Genomic DNA, 17,269 nt, shown 5'->3' on the forward strand with positions numbered 1-17,269 from the left:
GTCGATGTACCCAGCGCGGGTCGCCGTAGTCGCGAAGATCGAATCGGAGCTGGGCCCCGTCGTCGCATCCGCAGTACACGCGATTCGCGACGCGATCCCGGTCTACCGATCACTGCAGGGTGCGCAGTTGGCCGATGTCGAGGCCATCGCATATTGGTCGCTGAGGCGGTTGATGGCCCTGTGGGCGCATGGCGATCGGAAGATCGACGACCGTGACCACAGTAGATTCCGCGCGATAGGTGCCGCGCGCGCAGCGGACGGGCGCCCGCTGGCCGATGTGCTGCGTGCGTATCGAGTCGCGTCGAGCGTGTTCGTTCGGCACGTGACAACCGAGTATCTCGATGTACTCGAACCACCGGACATTGCCGAACTCGGCCTCGGCGTGCTCGACGCCATCGACGCAATCTCCGAGGAAATCATCGGCGCGTACGTCATTGCGCGCGAACAGCTCACATCCAACCGTGCGCAGGCGCATGCCGCGCTGCTCGACGACCTGCTGGCTGCCAGACACAACTCACCCGGGACGGTGTCGGATCGTTCTCGCGAACTCGACCTGAAGCTGCCCACGCACCCGAATCTGCTTGTGGTGCAATCGACAGATCCGGGCCGACCCATGTCCGACGACACCGTCGAATCGCTGGTCCTCGCAGTAGGACTCGTTCCGCCGGACCGCACCGCACCGTCGGGTCAGCGGAGCCACTTGTGCACTCGGCGCGAGCAACGCGCGATCGTGCTGTTGCCACCATCGATCCACCGCGCCGAGGCGGACCTCGCGTGTCGAGATCTGATGCTGCGCGGATGCCTAGTGGAGAGATCCACCATTGCCGGTATCAGCAGTTCGTGGCGACTCGCATCGGAGGCTCTGGATACTGCACCGGATCACGCGTTCGACGACCGGGCACTGCTCGATCAGGGTGACGGTCAGCTGCTGGCACTGCTGACCGCGCGCCCCACCGCGGACACGAGCGAGGTGGTACGTAGCGTGCTCGGTCCGCTGGCCGAGGCGGCGAACGAACATATTCTGCAAGGCCTTTCGGCCTTCATCGCCACCGGTACGGCAACGGCTGCCGCCACCCGACTACAGGTACACCCGCAGACTCTGCGCTACCGACTGCGCCGAGCCCAGGAACTGACCGGCCGAGATCCCCGATCTGCGTGGCATCGCCTCGCGTTGGACACTGCGATTCAACTGCGGCAACTCGGGTGATCCGATCTTCGGCAATGCCGGGCACATCGAAAACCCGGACACCCATGCATGAACCCATACGCGGTCTCGTCACCTAAATGGGACGGTGGTCGAGCGATTCAGTTGATGTTCCACGACTCGACAGCATCGAGTCGCCGGCCGTCGGAGTCGTACGTGTAGAAGCCTTCACCGTCCCCGAGACCGGTCTTTCCCGCGTCGATACCCTTTTGCAGTATGTCGGCAAATTTGACCTGATCCTCGCCACCGTGTGCGCGCGCGATATGTGCAGCGACGTTGAAGCCGACAGTGTCGTATATCTGGAACGGACCGGCGGGTGCCCCGGTGGCTATGCGCCACACGTTGTCGATGTCCGCCGGATTGGCAACCCCGCCGACGTAAAGGTTGGCTCCTGCTTGCAGAAGCGGGATCAGAAGACTGTTCAGCACGTATCCCGGAATTTCCTTACGGACCGGAACGGGGACGAGACCGATCTCCGCCGCAAAGCTCAATACGACATCGAAGTAGACAGGATCTGTTGCAGCAGTTGCCATCACCTCACCGGTGTTGTACCGCCACACGAGATTGGCGAAGTGCAATGCAAGAAACTTTTCCGGCCGCCCGGTGGCCTCGGCGAAACTGCTGGGCAGTAGCGACGACGAGTTGGTCACGAAGATAGTTTTCGGCGGAGCGGACGCGCCGATAGCCGACCAGACCTTCTTCTTCAGGTCGAGATCCTCCGGAACTGCTTCGATCACCAGGTCGGCGTCCGAAACGGCCTCGGCGACGCTGGTGGTGGTCGTGATGGATTCGATGGCCTTGTCGAATCGCTCCTCGTCGAAAGTCTTCAGGTCACGCTTGTAGTATCCGCGCATCCATTCCCAGCGACCCGGCAGCTTGGCAAGCAGTTCGTCGGAAATGTCGTATCCCACAACGGTTTTTCCGTGGTAGGCGGCCTGCATCATGATCTGCGAACCGAGCACTCCGGTTCCGAATACGGTCACGTTATCGACTTCGGTCATGGACGACACACTTCCCTCTATGGAGTCACTGGTTTCCCGCTCTCCAAGTTCTACCGCTGAGCGCGGAGCCATCGTCTCGTGGGGTCCAACAGTGGACCGACTCGACCGACGACAGCGCTTTACACTCCACAGGATCGACGGTTCACGCATACTCGAACGATGGCTGTCGATCCCCGCGGAAGAGACCTGAAGCGCTACCTCGAAGAAGATCCCGGCGGTCCGGTGGTGATGCTCAACCTGCTTCGGTTTGCCGAGGGTGGTCGCGACTCCTACGCGGAATATGCGAAAGCACTGGACGAGACTTTCCTCCCGCGCTACGGCGCGACGGTGCTGTACGCGGGCGACGGTTCGACCGCACTTGCCGCCGAGGACGGACAGGACTGGGATGCAGTGCTGCTGGTCCAGTACCCGTCACGTAAGGCGTTCAGCGAGATGGTGGCCGATCCCGAATATCAGACGGTGACGGCGTTACGGACCGCCGCGTTGAAAGAGGCGGTTCTGCAGGCCACCATTCCGTGGTCGTGAATTCGACCTTCGGCTTCGCATCGTGTTCGCGAAGAGGGACCTCACGGCGTTGCGAGCAACTTACTGCGGAACAGGTCGAGCACCTGGTCCAAAGCCTGCCGTGTCGGCTGCCCTGGTTCGTCGATGAGTCCCTCCGTGACAACGGAATGCGGCGGTCCGAAGGCTTCCGGGTTGAACGAGGAGTCGGGCAGTTCCACCGAGACGAATGCGTCGCCGAGCTGCTCTCGCAGCCATTGGAATCGCACAGGCGGGCACATCTTGTCGCCCTCGAAGCGCATCCCCAGGACCGTGAGCTCTCCTGCTGCACAACGGCTTTTCACCTTGTCGAGATCGCCCGGGGTGATATCGATGGATCGGGCGCGAGACTTCGATGCCGCGAACGGAAGCGACGGCTGCGAGAGCACCGGTGCGATCAGACGGTCGTCCGCCGCCATAGCGAGAGCGAATCCGCCGGTGAAGCACATTCCGATGGCACCGACGCCCGGTCCGCCGCAGCGCTCGTGCTCCTGCGCCGCCAGAGCCCGCAACCACACCACGATGCGCGACGACTTGCCGGTGGCGAGGATGGTGAATTCGCGACTGATGCACGCCGGCACCATGGCGCGGGACATGGTGGCAACGGTGCCGAGCGCTCCCATCGGCGCGGCCAGGGGATCCTTGCCGTCGACTCCGAACAGGTGCGGAACGACGGCCGTACAACCGATTCCGGCGACGGTTCTCGCGAAGTCCGCGACCCTGGGAGTGATGCCCGGCATCTCCGACATCACGATCACAGCCGGTCCGGTTCCGATGCGATACACGGGCGCTGTCCGCCCGTCCGCGGTGAACTCGGTTCGCTCGAAGTCGGCCAGAGTGTCATCGGTCATGGGAGTGCGTCCTTCTGCCAAGGGTTCACCGCGCCGAGCCGACGCTTGCGATCAAAGCTAGATCATCGCGGATCGACACGACGTCGATCGAACACGTGTCGCCTGCGCAATCACCACGAGTCCGTGTCGGCCAGAATGGTCACACCTAGCGCGACGAAAAGCGTGGCACCGGCCGCAACTCCGAACAGACTCGCGGCAGGCGCACCCGCACGTCGGCCGAGCACGCTCGCCGCGACATCGAGGGCATCGATCCCGACCCCGGCCGCTACCGCTGCCTTGCGAACCTCCGAGGACGGGTGATGCAAGGCCATTCCGAGTGCCACATCGCGCACTCCGAACAGGCGGGTCGCCACCCCCGCGCTTCCGGGTTCGCGCATGGGTCCGAGACCGAAGGCGCGCCACGAGTGCGCAGGGCTCACCCACGACACCAATCCGGCAGCCGATCGCAGAACCGAGAGTGCGAGCAACGGGGTGGACTGTGAACGCATAACGTCTCCTCAGGTTTTGTAGTGGTTACTACACCGACGCTACCTGTAGTGGCCACTACAATCAAGGTGTGGCCACCAAACATTCGCGCGAAGAGATGCTGTCCGGCGCATTGGACGCCGCCCTGGAAGGCGGCCTGAGCCGCTTGACCTTCGGCCGACTCGCGTCGCGTCTGCAGATCAGCGATCGCATGGTCGTCTACTACTTCCCCACGAAGGACGACCTCGTGACGTCCGTTCTGTCGGTGGTGGGAGACCGATTGCAGCACGTGCTGTCCGCGGCGTTCCCGACGCCGATGAACGACCACCGCTCCCTCGTCGCGGCGGCGTGGCCGGTCGTGGCAAAACCTGAATACGATCCGTTGTTCGGTCTGTATTTCGAGGCGATAGGACAAGCCACTGCAGGACTGGAGCCCTACCGGTCGGTGGCCTCACTCTTGGTGGAGGGCTGGATCGAGTGGCTCAGCAGCTTTGTCGTCGGTAGTCCGGACTACCGACGGATGGAGGCCACAGCTGCAGTGGCACTGCTCGACGGCCTGCTGCTCATGCGTCTGTTGGGAGGCAGCGATCTCGCCGCCACAGCATCGACGTCTCTGCTGCACACCGGTGGATCCCCGAAGGAACGACCGAGTTCATGACTACGTCTGTTCTTCGATCGGCGACTGGAACGACCACAGATGTCCCTCGGGATCGCGCACGCTGTATTCACGGACGCCGTAGGGCATGTCGGTGGGCGGGTAGTCGATCGATGCCCCGGTTGCCGCCACGCGAGCGTGGTGGGCTTCGACGTCGTCGACGAGGATCGCAAGCGATGCCGTGACCGATCCGGTTGTCAGCGGCGACACCATCCGGTGTTCGGGGGCCTCGCGGTGAAGCCACACCACACCGTCACCGGCATGCACTTCACCGTGCACCGCTCTGTCGCCGTCGTATTCGATGGGTCCGGGAGCCAGTCCGAACACGTCGACGAGGTAGGAATGCGCTGCTGCGATGTCGCGATAGACCAGCAACGTGGTGCGTCTGGTGACTGCCGGCTCCTCGGCCGACAGGCCCGAGAGTAGGTCCAACAACGCGTCGTCGCCGAGGAGAGCACCGTGCAGTAGCCGGTCCTCGACCGCCCGAACCCGCTCTCGCACACGAGCCAGCTCGGCCATCTGCCGGTCCAAGTCGGCCAGATGCTGCCGACTCAGGTGCAGGAGATCCGCTGCGTCCGGATCCACATCGCCCAGCGGGGTGCCCAGTTCTCGGAGCAGTCGAATCCGGTACAGCCGGTCGAGGTCACCCCCGTCGTAGCGACGCCTGCCCCCTCCGTCTCGGTCGGGAGCGAGCAGACCGAGTTCTTCGTAGTAGCGCAACGTACGCTCGGTGACGCCGGTTCTACGGGCCACGTCACCGATGCCCCATGTGCTGGAATCGCTGCTGTTCATGCATGCAACGGTAGAACCTCACGCCACGTCAGGAGCAAACTCGGCCGGTTCGGATCACACGTCTTCGAGTCGAATTCCCTTGGTTTCCTTCATGAAGAAGCAGGCGACACCGGTCAGAGCGGCCAGGAACATGATGTACACACCGAACACCCAGCCCAAGTCGAGGCCGAGGAAGAGCTGGTTGAGATACGGCGCAGTTCCGCCGAACACCGCTACCGAGAACGAATAGGCGAATCCGATTGCCTGCGTGCGGAGTCGGGTGGGAAAGCTTTCCGAGAGAGTCGAGGAAAGGATGGATGCCGGGACGGCGATGACGAGCAGCGCCACTGTCGACGGGAGCAGCAGTGACCACCATTGCGTCGAGATCATCATCGTCAGCGGGATCTGCAGCACGAACATCAGCACGGCGAAGGCGGCCAGCATCGGCCGTCGACCGATCGAATCCGAGAGACGACCGAAGAACGGCAGGGACACCAGCGCTATCAACTGAGCGACGACGAGCATCCAGTACGCGGTGTCCGGGTTCATCCCCCGCTGTGTGATGGCGAACGTCGAGACGTAGGAGGTCCAGGTGTAGTGCGCCGCAGTGATTCCCGACGTCATTCCGATCATCAACACGATCGCCTTGACGACGGTCTTGCGTGCGATCGGCGCCTGTTCCACCTTGTTCTGCTCCGAATCGAAGACCTCGCTCTCGTCCATGTTCTTGCGCAGGTAGAGCGCGAACAACGCCAGGAGTGCTCCCAGCAGGAACGGGATACGCCAACCCCACTGGCCGACAGCCGATTCCGACAGCGTCGAGGTGATGACGCCACCGACCGTGTACGCCAGGGCCGACCCGCCGAAGATCGCGACGAACGCGACGCTTCCCCACATGCCCCGACGGTTCGGCGGTGCGATCTCGCCGACGTAGGAGTACGCCGTCGCCGACTCACCGCCGTGCGCGAACCCCTGCATGACGCGTGCGAGCAAGAGCAGCACCGAGGCCCAGGCACCGATCGCACCGTAGGTGGGCATGATGCCGATCAGCAGGCTGCCGGTCGCCATCATGAGCATCGTGGTGACGAGAACGAACTTGCGGCCCTTCTTGTCCGCGATCCGGCCGAACACGATACCGCCGAGGGGCCTCATCAGGAATCCGACGGCGAACACTGCCAACGTCGACAGCAGTGCCGAGACCGGATCTGCCTGGCTGAACATCGCCGCCGCGATGAACGGTGCGAACACTGCGTAGGCGCTCCACTCGTACCATTCGAGAACGTTGCCTACGGTGCTGGCGAACAGCGATTTCTTCCGCGAGGAGATATCGGGTGCCGAGCGGGTATCGCGTGATGATCCGACGGTCATGGAGTGTCACTTTCGGTCGAATGAGTTTGCACTGGAACAGGTTTGAGTGCTGCACGCCGAATCTTCCCGGTCTGGGTCTTGGGAAGTTCGTCGATGATGTGAATGACCTTCGGGCGTTTGTAGGCCGCCAGTCGGTCGCGCGCGAAATCCACCAGCGCATCCGGCGTCACCGTGGTGCCGTTGCGCAGGGATACGTAGGCCACCACCGATTCGCCCTGGTAGTCGTCGGGCCTGCCCACCACGGCGGCCTCGAACACCGCGGGATGTTCGTAGAGGGTGTCCTCGACCTCTCGGGGCCAGACCTTGTACCCCGACACGTTGATCTGATCCTTGAGCCGGTCGACGAGATACACCCATCCGCCGTCGTCGATGATCGCCACGTCTCCCGTACGAAGACGACCTTCGGGCATCGTCGACGCGGTCGCATCGGGATTGCGCCAGTAGCCCGAGACCACCTGCGGACCCGAGATCTCCAGTTCCCCCGCGATTCCCGCGGCCGTCGGCTCCCCGGAGGAGTCCAACGTACGCAACGTCACTCGCGGCAACGGCAGCCCGACGGACAGCGACCCACTGGCGGAGTCCACCGGCGCTCGGGTGCCGGGCGGCACCGCGATGACGCCCGCTGTCGTTTCGGTCATGCCGTACGCGTTGTGGATGTAGCACCCGAATGCGGACTCGAAAGCGGTCACCGTTGCGGGCGGGATGGGCGCGCCGCCGGAGTACAAGGCTTTCACCGACTCGAAGTGGGCACGCGTCGCACCTTCGGTCTCGGAGATCGCGTTGAACACCGTGATCGACCCGATGGTGTACGTGACGCGGTGTTCGACGAAGGCGTCGAGAGTGACTGCCGCATGGAAACGGTGGGCGAAGACGAGCACACAGTCGCGTATCAGAGCAACCGCCGCGTCGAGCATCGCGCCGGTGATGTGAAACAGCGGCGCGACGGCGAACACGACGTCCCCGTCGGCGAGACCGGCCCGTTCCCCGAAATCCAGGGCCGTCGCGAATGCGTTCGCATGCGAGATCTGCGCACCCTTCGGCGGTCCCGTGGTTCCGGACGTGTAGGCCAGGAGTGCGAGATCGTCCGGGTGCGGGGCGAATTCGGGAACGGACCGGCCACGGTACAGATCGATCAGGCCCATGAGATCGTCGTCGGGCCGGGGGGTCACGCGAGACGTCGAAGAGAAGACGCGCGGGTCGTTGCGGGTCTGCAGGTCCAGTCCACTGGTGCTCACGAGCAGCCGAACCGTACTACCCCGCAGTGTCGAACCGAGGACTTCGAGATCGTGTTCGTCGCAGACGATCGCGATCGGTTCTGCATCGTCGATCAGCGTTCGCAGTTCGCGATTGCGGTACATCGGGTTGAGGATCAACGCGACCGCCCCGATCTTCCACAGCGCGAGAAAGGTCAGGGGGTACTGCGGAATGTTCTGCAGATAGATGCCGACACGGTCGCCGCGCGTCACTCCGCGGTCGATCATGGCGGCCGCAAGGGCGTCGGATGCCTCGTCCGCCTCGCGGGCGGTGAGCACGGTGTCGAAGTACGCGAGCGCCGGCCGGTCCGGGGCATCGGACACTCTCCTACGCCATTTGTCGAGGACGGTTGCAGGCCCGATCGCTCGGTCGAGGGTCATGGACGGCCCTTTCGGTTGACCGGAATCTCGGCCCAGGAGGACCGACCGAACACTCGCTCGGTGATGGTGTTCACAGTGTTGCGGATCACAACTTCGGTGTCAACCCGGTGCGTAGCGGCCGGCGACACCCCGGTCGACCTCTACGGTAAGCGCATGACCGCGACCCGCATCTGGCGCACGTACGAGGGATCGAACCTCTCCCCAGCATTGGCGTCGGCGTTGAACACGTTCGTCGAGCAGGGGTACCACGGCACATCGGTGCGGCAGATCGCTGCAGGTGCCGGCCTGTCCGTTCCCGGCCTGTACCACCACTTTCCATCCAAGCAGGCGCTGCTGGTCGGCATCATGGACGCGTCGATGGACGAACTGCTGGATCGGACTCGATCGGCCGAGAACGAAGCAGGTCCGTTGCCGAGCGATCGATTCGATGCGGTCGTGGAGTCCCTGCTGCTGTTCCACATTCACCGACGCGACGCCGCCTTCGTGTGTTCGACGGAGATCCGCAGCCTCGAATCCGGGAATCGCGCCGCATACATCGCGAAGCGGGACGAGGAACAACGAGTGCTCGACGCCATCGTCGTCGACGGCGTCGAGTCCGGCGTCTTCGACACTCCGCACCCGGCGGATGCCAGCCGAGCCGTCACGACGATGTGCGTCGGTGTCGCAACGTGGTATCGACCCGACGGGCCGCTGTCTCCGAGCGAGCTGGTGGCGGTGTATCTCGACATTGCCCGTCGTACGGTCGGAGCTGCGACCGGGGCGCGGGAGTAGCTGCCCCGGAATCCTTGACCCGATCGAGTGATTGTGCCAACCTTCCAGTGACCGAGCGAGTGTTCGGTCGGCACCGGAATGGGAGCACATCGTGGCCATCGATCTGACATTCGACCCCGACATCGAGAAGTTGATCGAGAGGACGCGCACGTTCACTCGCGAACACGTGCTTCCCATCGAGGACCGATTTCTGGGGAACGTCGCCGATGCCGGCGGCGACCGACTTCGCGTCGAGATGCAGGCAGCCGCCAAGGATGCCGGCGTGTTCGCCCCACATGCCCCCGTCGAATTCGGCGGCCACGGTCTGTCCATGAGTGACCGCGCTCCGGTGTTCGAGGAAGCCGGTTACTCACTGTTCGGACCGATCGCTCTCAACCTCGGCGCACCCGACGAGGGCAACGTGCACATGCTCGCCCACATCGCATCGACGACGCAGAAGGAGCAGTTTCTCGCTCCCCTGGCGCGCGGTGACATGCGCTCGGCATTCGCCATGACCGAACCCGCCCCGGGTGCCGGGTCCGATCCCTCGGCCCTGACCACTGCGGCCGAGCGGGTCGACGGTGGCTGGAAGATCAACGGACACAAGTGGTTCATCACCGGTGCCGATGGTGCAGGTTTCTTCATCATCATGGCCCGTACCTCCGGTAAGCCCGGCGATCGAGGCGGAGCGACGATGTTCCTGGCCCCTGCGGACACCGCGGGGATCACGGTCGGCCGTCACATCGGCACCCTGGACAAAGCCATGATCGGCGGGCACTGCGAGGTGTTCTTCGAGAACGTGTTCGTGCCCGACGACAACGTTCTCGGGGCCGTCGACGAGGGATTCGCCTACGCCCAGGTGCGTTTGGGACCCGCCCGCATGACTCACGTGATGCGGTGGCTCGGAGCTTCCAGGCGGGCCCACGACATCGCCGTGGCTCAGGTCGCTCAGCGTGAGGGATTCGGCGGCAAGCTCGGCGATCTGGGCATGGTGCAGAAGATGGTCGCGGACAACGAGATCGACATCGCGGCCACCCGCGCGCTGCTGATCAAGGCCTGCTTCGAGCTGGATCGGGGTGGGCACGCGAGCAACGAGACCTCCATTGCCAAGACGTTCGCCGCCGAGGCGATCTTCCGCATCGTCGACCGCAGCATTCAGATGTGCGGGGGGCTCGGCGTATCGGACGATCTTCCGCTGGCGAGGCTCTCACGCGAGGTGCGTCCGTTCCGTGTGTACGACGGCCCGTCCGAGGTACACCGCTGGGCCATCGCCAAGCGGACGATCGGTGCAGCCAAGCGCGCAGCGCGGGAGGCACAGTCGTGAGCGAACTTCCGGGCATGAATCGCGATGCGCTCGAGCAGTTCCTACGAGGGAACGGCATCGAGGTCGACGGTGAACTGTCGGTCGAGATGATCAGCGGGGGTCGCTCCAATCTCACCTACAAGGCATTCGACGACTCCTCGACATGGGTTGTTCGCCGCCCTCCCACGAGTGGGCTCACCCCCTCGGCCCACGACATGGCCCGCGAGTGGGCCGTCACGGAAGCCCTTGCATCCACCGACGTTCCGGTCGCTGGGACCATTGCGTTCGATCGGGAGGGTTCGGTGCTCGGTGCACCCATGACCGTCGTCGACTTCGTACCCGGCCGAGTCGTTCGTAGCCGCGAGGATCTCGGTGATCTGACGGATGCGCAGGTCACCGAGAACGCCGCCGAGTTGGTCCGAGTGCTCGCCAGGCTGCATGCGGTCGATCCCGACGCCGTGGGCCTCGGCAGCTTCGGCCGTCCCGACGGGTTCGTCTCGCGACAGGTCGCGACGTGGGCTCGGCAGTGGGAACGAGTCAAGACTCGTGATCTACCCGATGTCGAACGATTGCATCGCGCGCTGGAAGCAGCAGTACCGGCGGGATCTGCGTCGTCCATCGTGCACGGCGATTATCGCGTCGACAACACGATTCTCGACGCACATGACGTCGGTTCCGTTGCCGCGGTGGTGGACTGGGAGATGTCCACGCTCGGCGATCCGCTGACCGACGTGGCGCTGATGTGCATCTACCGCCAACCGGTCTTCGATGCGGTCCTCGGCGCGGACGCTGCCTGGACGAGCGATCGGTACCCCTCCGCAGCAGACCTCGCGCAACACTACGCAGTGGAATCCGGTCGAGAACTTCATGATTGGGGCTTCTACCTCGCCCTCGCCAATTTCAAACTCGGAGTGATCGGCGAGGGAATCACCTACCGTGCGCTGTCGGGCTCCGACACCGGGGCCGGTGCAGGCAAGGCCGCCGAGGCCACCGGGGAGTTCATCGCGGCCGGGCTGCGAGCACTCGCAGGAACCACCGACTGACGCGAACCCCGCTGTCAGGCAGGTTCTCTCATCACACCGACGTGGCGGACGGTGCCGGACACACCCGGAAGCTCCTGTGGCTCGGACCAGGTGTTCAGCCCGTCCGTGCTGTCGGAGTAGAAGTACTTTCGGTTGGTGTAGTCGTCGTAGTACAACCGCCAGGTGCCGTCGGGCAACTCGATGACTGCCGGGCCTTCTTTCAGTGGTCCGAAATCGCGGGTGGGAACGACGGTGTACGGCCCGATCAACGACGGTGCCGTCCAGTGCTCGATCACCTTGTGGGTCTCGTTCTTGGTGAACGCGTGGTAGGTCGGCCCTACCTTGACCACCGTGGTGTCGATGTGGTCCGCTCCGATGCCGACGAACGGAACCGGGAAGCTCCACATCCCCAGGCCTGGATCCATCGCCGTCATCAGATACGGCACGAACCCGCCGCCGGTCGACAGTGAGACGATGATGCTGACGCGGTCACCCTCGACGAACCACTCGGGTGCCCATGCCTTCGTGGTGAACGGAGACAACGACGGTCCGTCCGAGAAGCCGGCCGATCCGCTGAATCCGGAAGGGCTGGCAGATCCGGTACCGGCTCCGGTGCCCGGTAGGAAAGCGCAGCAGAACGGGATCGGGAAGTTCTGCAGGAACGTCCAGTTCACGCGGTCACTGCTGCGCGCGAAGCCGATGTTCGCACCGCCGCCGGTCGTGTACGTCACGTAGTACATCCCGTCGGTGTGCCGGAAGATGCTCGCGTCGCGCACCACTCCGGACGGAGGTCGATACGCCGATGTCTGCAGTGCTGTGAAATCGGTGCCGTCGCTGGACTGGTAGACATCCATGTCTCGATCGCTGTCGTTGCTGAACGCCACCATCGTGTAGCGCCACGAGGAGGGTGCAGCGGCACCTGTCCCTGCGGCGGAGAACAGCAGTCCGGCGACAGTCAGGATCACCATCGGGACGACGAACAGGAACCTGCGTGCGGTGAATGTCACCGAGGAAGTATGTCCGACCCGTACGCACCATGCGTAACTTTGGTAACAGCTACAACAGATCGTTACCGATGTTGTTATGAATGCGAAATGTACTGGGTTGCGGGCTTGGCCTGGTACATCTCGTGATCGGCATCGTCGAGTATGTCCAGTGCACTTCGGGTGTCGTCGCGGTCGACGGTGACGACACCGATGCTCGCCGTCACCGTCAACACTCGTCCCGCGGCGGTGATGGGCGTGGCCAGTTCGGCACGAACGTCGTCGGCCTCGGTACCGACGCACCGCGAAACGACCGCCACGAACTCGTCACCCCCGATACGACCCACGAAGGCATCGGCCGGGAGCGCGCGTGTCAGTCGGTCTGCGACCACCCCCAGAACGGCGTCGCCGACAGTATGACCGTGCAGATCGTTGATGGTCTTGAAGTTGTCGAGGTCGATGAACAGCACGGCCATGGAGTCCTCGCGATCGGGCTTGGCCAGCTGTTCGTCGAGGCGAGCCAGAATCAGGGGCCTGTTCGGCAGACCGGTCAGGTCGTCATGCGTCGCAGCATGCTCGAGCTTCATGCTCATCCGATAGGTGTCGGTGATGTCGACGAACGTCGCCACCACGGAGGGATTCGGGTCGACCGGGGTGAGCATCGTCGCCGTCAAGGACAACCAGAAGTTCCGACCGTCTCGGCGACGCTCGACCCCGATCACCGCCTGGCAGGGCTCACCGGTTTTCCTGGTGACGGCGACCGGATGCTCGAACGGGTGAATCGGCTCTTCGTCGGTGCCGTACACCCGAAACGGAAGAACCGATGCCTGTCCTGCGGTCGCCAACCCGACCTGGATGTCGAGAATGGTCTTCGCAGCCAGGTTCGCCGATTCGATACGGCCGGTGTGATCGAGAACGACGACACCGGCCTCCAGCGATTCCACGACCGCGGTGAAATGATCCTCGACTCTGCGTACTGCGCTCTGGTCGGCGCAGACCAACACGTAACCGTCGGGCATCTGGGCAGCCGACACGATCACCGCAAGCGCCGTCCCGTCGGCATGTCGATGGGAATCCGTCAGTCGGCCGCCGACAGCGAGAATCGCGGCCGGATCGCAGGGCACCCCGACGGCCGCCGACACGTCACGGCCGAGCACGTCCGCTGCCGGTCGACCGTAGACCGACTCCGCAGCGGGATTCCAGCTCGACACCAGACCGTCGGCGGACACACCGATGATGGCATCGCTGACGTGCTCGACCAGAGCGGCTTGCTTCTGCAGCGCCTTCTGCGCCGCCTTGTGTTCGGTGAGATCGCGAAGAATGACCTGAAACGCCGGCTCACCGTTCCACACCGTGCGCACCGATACCGCTTCCATCGCCAGTGTCGTCCCGTCGAGGGCCAGCACCGTCGCTTCCGACGCGGCGCTGGCGGTGCCGTGTGTGTCGAGCGCGGCGATCCGCGCGAGCATGGGGCCCACCGATTCGGCGGCGATGAACTTCGTGATCGGATGCCCGATGACGTCTGTTGCTGCCTCGGCACGCAGAAACCGCATCCCGGCAGGGTTGAGGTAGACGAGGATGCCTCGTCGATGGACACCGATGGCGTCCGGCGAATGTTCGACGAGAACCCGGTAGCGATCGGCGAGCCCGGGCAACGCGGGACTCGATCGGGGGTCGCCGACGCCATCACGCTCCCCTGGAGCCATGCTCGGTCCTCGCGATCGTAGACGGACGGTCAACACCCGATTGAACCACTTACGAACGTGCCGTTGGCGACTCATGTCTGTTTTGAACTTTATGTCCGGTTTCTCGGCTGGACCTGACGCCTGTTTGCGGGGCTAAATCGAGGAGCGAGCCGAATCCGGTTCGCGTAACTCGACAAGAAACGGATTTCGACGTGAGCTCTCTCGGCATCGACATCACCGGTATCGGCGCACTGTCCGGCTACGGCTGGGGCGCAGCCGCCCTCTGGGACGGCCTGTCCACGGGCAAGGCGGCGGCCACGCTGCACCACGACCACACCCGACCGGGGCAGAACCCGGTGTGGCTGGCGAAAGTCCCCGACGGCGGGGACCGGAGCGATGGCACCAGCCGATTCGGGCGGGCACTTCGCGGGGCAGCGCGGGAGGCCATCGACGACGCGATGGCGCGGGGCTGGCAACCCGGTCGACGAGTGGGTCTCATCCACGCCGTCGTTCTGGGTGAAGTGGACGAGTGGCGCAACTTCTATCTGCACGACGGCGGCGAACGCCGGGTTCGTGACTATCTCACGCTGATGCCGTCGACTCCGGTGTCCCTACTGATGCAGGAATACGGCTTTCACGGGCCGGCCATGAATGTCTCGGCGATGTGCGCGTCGGGCAATGCAGGGCTGCTCACCGCCAAGATGTGGCTCGATACCGGGTTCGTCGACGACGTGGTGTTCGTGGCCACCGATCTGTCTCTGACTCCGGAGAACATCGACCACTTCGTGAAACTGGGCGTCGGCATCGTGGACGTGGAGCCCCAGGACGGCTGCCGCCCCTTCCAGGAAGGCAGCCGCGGGTTCGGAATGGGTGAGGCTGCAACGGCATTCGTTCTGTCGACGCGAAGCTCGGCCTCGTACGCGCGGGTACTGGGCGGTTCGATGACACACGACGCGTTTCATGCCACCTCGATCGACCCTGCGCTCACCCAGGTGCGGGCCTGCTTCGAGCAGGCGTTGGTCGACGCCGACGTCACTGCCCGGCAGGTGCGGTATCTCAACGCTCATGGTCCCGGCACCGCACAGTGCGATGCGGCCGAAACTGCGATGTTGGAGACGGTGCTTCGATCCCACGCACAGGTGTACTCGGTGAAGCCACTGACGGGACATTGCCAGGGGGCGGCCTCGGCAATCGAAACCGTATCGGCAGTCATGGGATTCGAGCGCGGACTCGTTCCGGCGGCCCCGCAGGTCTCTGATGCTCATCCCCTGCTGCTCGACGGATTCACCACCGCCGAGGCAGGATTGACTGTGAAATCGTCATTGGGAATGGGCGGACACAACTCCGTGGTGGTGTTGGCTCCAGCGTGAGCTGCACTCGTCGGTCCGGCAGCCCGCGTGGTCGCGGACTGCCGGCTCGGCGTGCGGACTTCAGACCTGAGCTGCGTTACCGCAGATTCCGCATTCCTCGAATTCGACGCGCTTCCAGCGTGCGACCGGAACGAAGAACAGCGTGAATTGCTGATACTGCTTCATCCGCGCCCACTGGGTGGTGTTGTGGCACCGCGGACAGTTTCGGGTTGCCCCTGGGCCGATGTGTTTGCGCTTGCTGCCGAAACCGAAGAGAAGAAACATGACACCAGCCTAGGGTTCGGACGGCGTCAGCTCGCGATCATGCCGTGTGGATCGATGACGAACTTCTGTGCGACTCCACTGTCGAATTCGCGGTAGCCGCGTGGTGCGTCGTCGAGCGAGATGACGGTGGCATTCACTGCCTTGGCGATCGAGACTCGTTCCTTCAGAATCGCATTCATCAATTCACGGTGGTAGCTCATCACCGGGCATTGACCGGTGGCGAACGACAGCGATTTCGCCCAACCGGTGCCGAGGCTCAACGACAGCGCCCCGCGCTGAGCCGCCTCGTCCACGCCACCGGGGTCTCCGGTGACGTACAGCCCCGGGATGCCGATTCCGCCGCCGGCCGTGGTGATGTCCATCAACGAGTTGAGAACCGTCGCAGGCGCTTCACGAGACGAATCTCCGCCGTGTCCACGGGCTTCGAATCCCACCGCATCGACGGCCGCGTCGACCTCGGGGACTCCGAGGATCTGCTCGATCTGATCCTGCGGAGCTCCCTTGCCCACGTCGACGGTCTCGCAACCGAACGTTCGCGCTTGGGCGAGCCTGTCGGCGTTCATGTCGCCGACGATCACCACCGACGCTCCCAGTAGTTGTGCGCCGACAGCGGCGGCGAGGCCGACCGGGCCCGCACCCGCGATGTACACCGTCGCACCGGGTTTCACCCCTGCGGTCACCGCCCCGTGGAACCCGGTGGGAAAGATGTCCGACAGCATGGTCAGGTCCAGAATCTTCTCCAGGGCCTGGTCACGATCGGGAAACTTGAGCAGATTGAAATCTGCGTACGGTGCCATGACGTATTCGGCTTGGCCGCCGACCCAACCGCCCATGTCCACGTAGCCGAATGCCGAACCCGGTCGATCGGGGTTGACGTTCAGACAGATTCCGGTCTTGCGCTCCTTGCAGTTACGACACCGGCCGCAGGCGATGTTGAACGGTACGGAGCAGATGTCACCGACCTTCAGAAACTCGACGTCTCTACCGACCTCGACGATCTCACCGGTGATCTCGTGACCGAGCACCAACCCCTCGGGTGCAGTGGTTCGCCCGCGAACCATGTGCTGATCACTGCCGCAGATGTTGGTCGAGACAACCTTGAGGATCACTCCGTGCTCGCACTTGCGGCCGATGTTCGCCGGGTTCACTCCGGGGCCGTCGGTCAACTCCAGGCCCGGAAAAGCAATGTCCTGGACCTCCACTTTGCCCGGTCCTGCGTACGTCACTGCGCGGTTGTCTGCCATGAGTTCTCCTCTTCGTCGATTGAGTTGTGTGCTCATCGAGCCGAGATCATCGACCCGATCGCACCTGTGGCCTGCCTCACACCAGTATGCACAGTTGCGAATAGGTGCGTTGACGAGAAACTCGAATCGGCGCGAGTGAACACTCTCGCCTCGCACTCG

General features: G+C 63.9%; 17 protein-coding genes. 7 read left to right on the plus strand and 10 right to left on the minus strand.

The window, feature by feature from the left end:
- Positions 1-4: 4 nt before the first annotated feature.
- Positions 5-1,207: a helix-turn-helix domain-containing protein gene (locus tag AB0362_RS23865; protein ID WP_317808571.1), complete on the plus strand. Its 1,203-nt coding sequence runs from the start codon at positions 5-7 to the stop codon at positions 1,205-1,207.
- Positions 1,208-1,305: 98 nt separating this feature from the next.
- On the opposite strand, the gene AB0362_RS23870 is transcribed toward AB0362_RS23865, so the two are convergent.
- A complete protein-coding gene (locus AB0362_RS23870; RefSeq protein ID WP_149405237.1) occupies positions 1,306-2,205 on the minus strand; it encodes a 3-hydroxyacyl-CoA dehydrogenase in 900 nt (299 codons plus the stop codon).
- Between the two features lie 159 nt (positions 2,206-2,364).
- Here AB0362_RS23870 and AB0362_RS23875 point away from each other — a divergent pair, with 159 nt between their 5' ends.
- Complete coding sequence (locus AB0362_RS23875) at positions 2,365-2,730, plus strand: DUF1330 domain-containing protein (protein WP_149405236.1); 366 nt, start codon at positions 2,365-2,367, stop codon at positions 2,728-2,730.
- A 41-nt stretch (positions 2,731-2,771) separates the two neighbouring features.
- Here AB0362_RS23875 and AB0362_RS23880 read toward each other — a convergent pair whose 3' ends face one another.
- Positions 2,772-3,596, minus strand: coding sequence for a dienelactone hydrolase family protein (locus AB0362_RS23880; RefSeq protein ID WP_149405235.1), 825 nt, complete (start codon positions 3,594-3,596; stop codon positions 2,772-2,774).
- 110 nt (positions 3,597-3,706) lie between these two features.
- Positions 3,707-4,084 (minus strand): hypothetical protein, encoded by a 378-nt coding sequence (locus AB0362_RS23885; RefSeq protein WP_149405234.1) that lies wholly within the window; start codon positions 4,082-4,084, stop codon positions 3,707-3,709.
- Positions 4,085-4,152: 68 nt separating this feature from the next.
- On the opposite strand from AB0362_RS23885, the gene AB0362_RS23890 reads away from it, so the two are divergent.
- Positions 4,153-4,719 carry a TetR/AcrR family transcriptional regulator gene (locus AB0362_RS23890; RefSeq protein ID WP_149405233.1) on the plus strand — a complete coding sequence of 189 codons (567 nt, stop codon included), beginning with the start codon at positions 4,153-4,155 and terminating at the stop codon, positions 4,717-4,719.
- On the opposite strand, the gene AB0362_RS23895 is transcribed toward AB0362_RS23890, so the two are convergent.
- From AB0362_RS23895 to AB0362_RS23905, 3 genes are read right to left on the minus strand one after another with little or no spacing between them, the layout of a single operon-like run.
- Entirely contained in the window at positions 4,720-5,508 is a 789-nt protein-coding gene (locus tag AB0362_RS23895) for a MerR family transcriptional regulator (RefSeq protein ID WP_149405232.1), read from the minus strand.
- 54 nt (positions 5,509-5,562) lie between these two features.
- A complete protein-coding gene (locus tag AB0362_RS23900; RefSeq protein ID WP_068046850.1) occupies positions 5,563-6,855 on the minus strand; it encodes an MFS transporter in 1,293 nt (430 codons plus the stop codon).
- A complete protein-coding gene (locus tag AB0362_RS23905; protein ID WP_317808569.1) occupies positions 6,852-8,489 on the minus strand; it encodes an AMP-binding protein in 1,638 nt (545 codons plus the stop codon). The genes AB0362_RS23900 and AB0362_RS23905 overlap by 4 nt, the downstream gene beginning before the upstream one ends.
- A gap of 153 nt (positions 8,490-8,642) precedes the next feature.
- On the opposite strand from AB0362_RS23905, the gene AB0362_RS23910 reads away from it, so the two are divergent.
- From AB0362_RS23910 to AB0362_RS23920, 3 genes are all read left to right on the plus strand, one after another.
- Positions 8,643-9,260, plus strand: a complete 618-nt coding sequence (locus AB0362_RS23910; protein ID WP_317808567.1) for a TetR/AcrR family transcriptional regulator — start codon at positions 8,643-8,645, stop codon at positions 9,258-9,260.
- A 91-nt stretch (positions 9,261-9,351) separates the two neighbouring features.
- Positions 9,352-10,563 carry an acyl-CoA dehydrogenase family protein gene (locus tag AB0362_RS23915; RefSeq protein WP_317808565.1) on the plus strand — a complete coding sequence of 404 codons (1,212 nt, stop codon included), beginning with the start codon at positions 9,352-9,354 and terminating at the stop codon, positions 10,561-10,563.
- On the plus strand, positions 10,560-11,585 hold the full coding sequence (locus AB0362_RS23920; protein WP_317808563.1) for a phosphotransferase family protein: 1,026 nt from the start codon (positions 10,560-10,562) through the stop codon (positions 11,583-11,585). The genes AB0362_RS23915 and AB0362_RS23920 overlap by 4 nt, the downstream gene beginning before the upstream one ends.
- Before the next feature lie 14 nt (positions 11,586-11,599).
- Here the strand turns inward: AB0362_RS23920 and AB0362_RS23925 are convergent, their stop codons facing one another.
- Entirely contained in the window at positions 11,600-12,532 is a 933-nt protein-coding gene (locus AB0362_RS23925; RefSeq protein ID WP_317808803.1) for an arabinofuranosidase, read from the minus strand.
- A gap of 113 nt (positions 12,533-12,645) precedes the next feature.
- The gene (locus AB0362_RS23930; RefSeq protein ID WP_317532134.1) at positions 12,646-14,253 is read right to left on the minus strand and encodes a diguanylate cyclase; all 1,608 of its coding nucleotides are present in this window, start codon (positions 14,251-14,253) and stop codon (positions 12,646-12,648) included.
- Between the two features lie 191 nt (positions 14,254-14,444).
- On the opposite strand from AB0362_RS23930, the gene AB0362_RS23935 reads away from it, so the two are divergent.
- The gene (locus tag AB0362_RS23935) at positions 14,445-15,602 is read left to right on the plus strand and encodes a beta-ketoacyl synthase N-terminal-like domain-containing protein (protein WP_317532133.1); all 1,158 of its coding nucleotides are present in this window, start codon (positions 14,445-14,447) and stop codon (positions 15,600-15,602) included.
- A 60-nt stretch (positions 15,603-15,662) separates the two neighbouring features.
- Here AB0362_RS23935 and AB0362_RS23940 read toward each other — a convergent pair whose 3' ends face one another.
- On the minus strand, positions 15,663-15,866 hold the full coding sequence (locus AB0362_RS23940) for a zinc-ribbon domain-containing protein (protein WP_068046830.1): 204 nt from the start codon (positions 15,864-15,866) through the stop codon (positions 15,663-15,665).
- A gap of 26 nt (positions 15,867-15,892) precedes the next feature.
- Positions 15,893-17,110 carry a formaldehyde dehydrogenase, glutathione-independent gene (gene fdhA, locus AB0362_RS23945; RefSeq protein WP_068046827.1) on the minus strand — a complete coding sequence of 406 codons (1,218 nt, stop codon included), beginning with the start codon at positions 17,108-17,110 and terminating at the stop codon, positions 15,893-15,895.
- Positions 17,111-17,269 lie beyond the last annotated feature (159 nt).

Origin of the sequence: Rhodococcus sp. NPDC079359 (assembly GCF_040702585.1) — a bacterium.
Lineage (GTDB): Bacteria > Actinomycetota > Actinomycetes > Mycobacteriales > Mycobacteriaceae > Rhodococcoides.

Coding starts and splice junctions, on each gene's coding strand:
- AB0362_RS23865 (WP_317808571.1), top strand. CDS start 5: ATGTACCCAGCGCGGGTCGCCGTAGTCGCGAAGATCGAATCGGAGCTG.
- AB0362_RS23870 (WP_149405237.1), bottom strand. CDS start 2,205: ATGACCGAAGTCGATAACGTGACCGTATTCGGAACCGGAGTGCTCGGT.
- AB0362_RS23875 (WP_149405236.1), top strand. CDS start 2,365: ATGGCTGTCGATCCCCGCGGAAGAGACCTGAAGCGCTACCTCGAAGAA.
- AB0362_RS23880 (WP_149405235.1), bottom strand. CDS start 3,596: ATGACCGATGACACTCTGGCCGACTTCGAGCGAACCGAGTTCACCGCG.
- AB0362_RS23885 (WP_149405234.1), bottom strand. CDS start 4,084: ATGCGTTCACAGTCCACCCCGTTGCTCGCACTCTCGGTTCTGCGATCG.
- AB0362_RS23895 (WP_149405232.1), bottom strand. CDS start 5,508: ATGAACAGCAGCGATTCCAGCACATGGGGCATCGGTGACGTGGCCCGT.
- AB0362_RS23900 (WP_068046850.1), bottom strand. CDS start 6,855: ATGACCGTCGGATCATCACGCGATACCCGCTCGGCACCCGATATCTCC.
- AB0362_RS23905 (WP_317808569.1), bottom strand. CDS start 8,489: ATGACCCTCGACCGAGCGATCGGGCCTGCAACCGTCCTCGACAAATGG.
- AB0362_RS23910 (WP_317808567.1), top strand. CDS start 8,643: ATGACCGCGACCCGCATCTGGCGCACGTACGAGGGATCGAACCTCTCC.
- AB0362_RS23925 (WP_317808803.1), bottom strand. CDS start 12,532: ATGGTGATCCTGACTGTCGCCGGACTGCTGTTCTCCGCCGCAGGGACA.
- AB0362_RS23930 (WP_317532134.1), bottom strand. CDS start 14,253: ATGGCTCCAGGGGAGCGTGATGGCGTCGGCGACCCCCGATCGAGTCCC.
- AB0362_RS23940 (WP_068046830.1), bottom strand. CDS start 15,866: ATGTTTCTTCTCTTCGGTTTCGGCAGCAAGCGCAAACACATCGGCCCA.
- fdhA (WP_068046827.1), bottom strand. CDS start 17,110: ATGGCAGACAACCGCGCAGTGACGTACGCAGGACCGGGCAAAGTGGAG.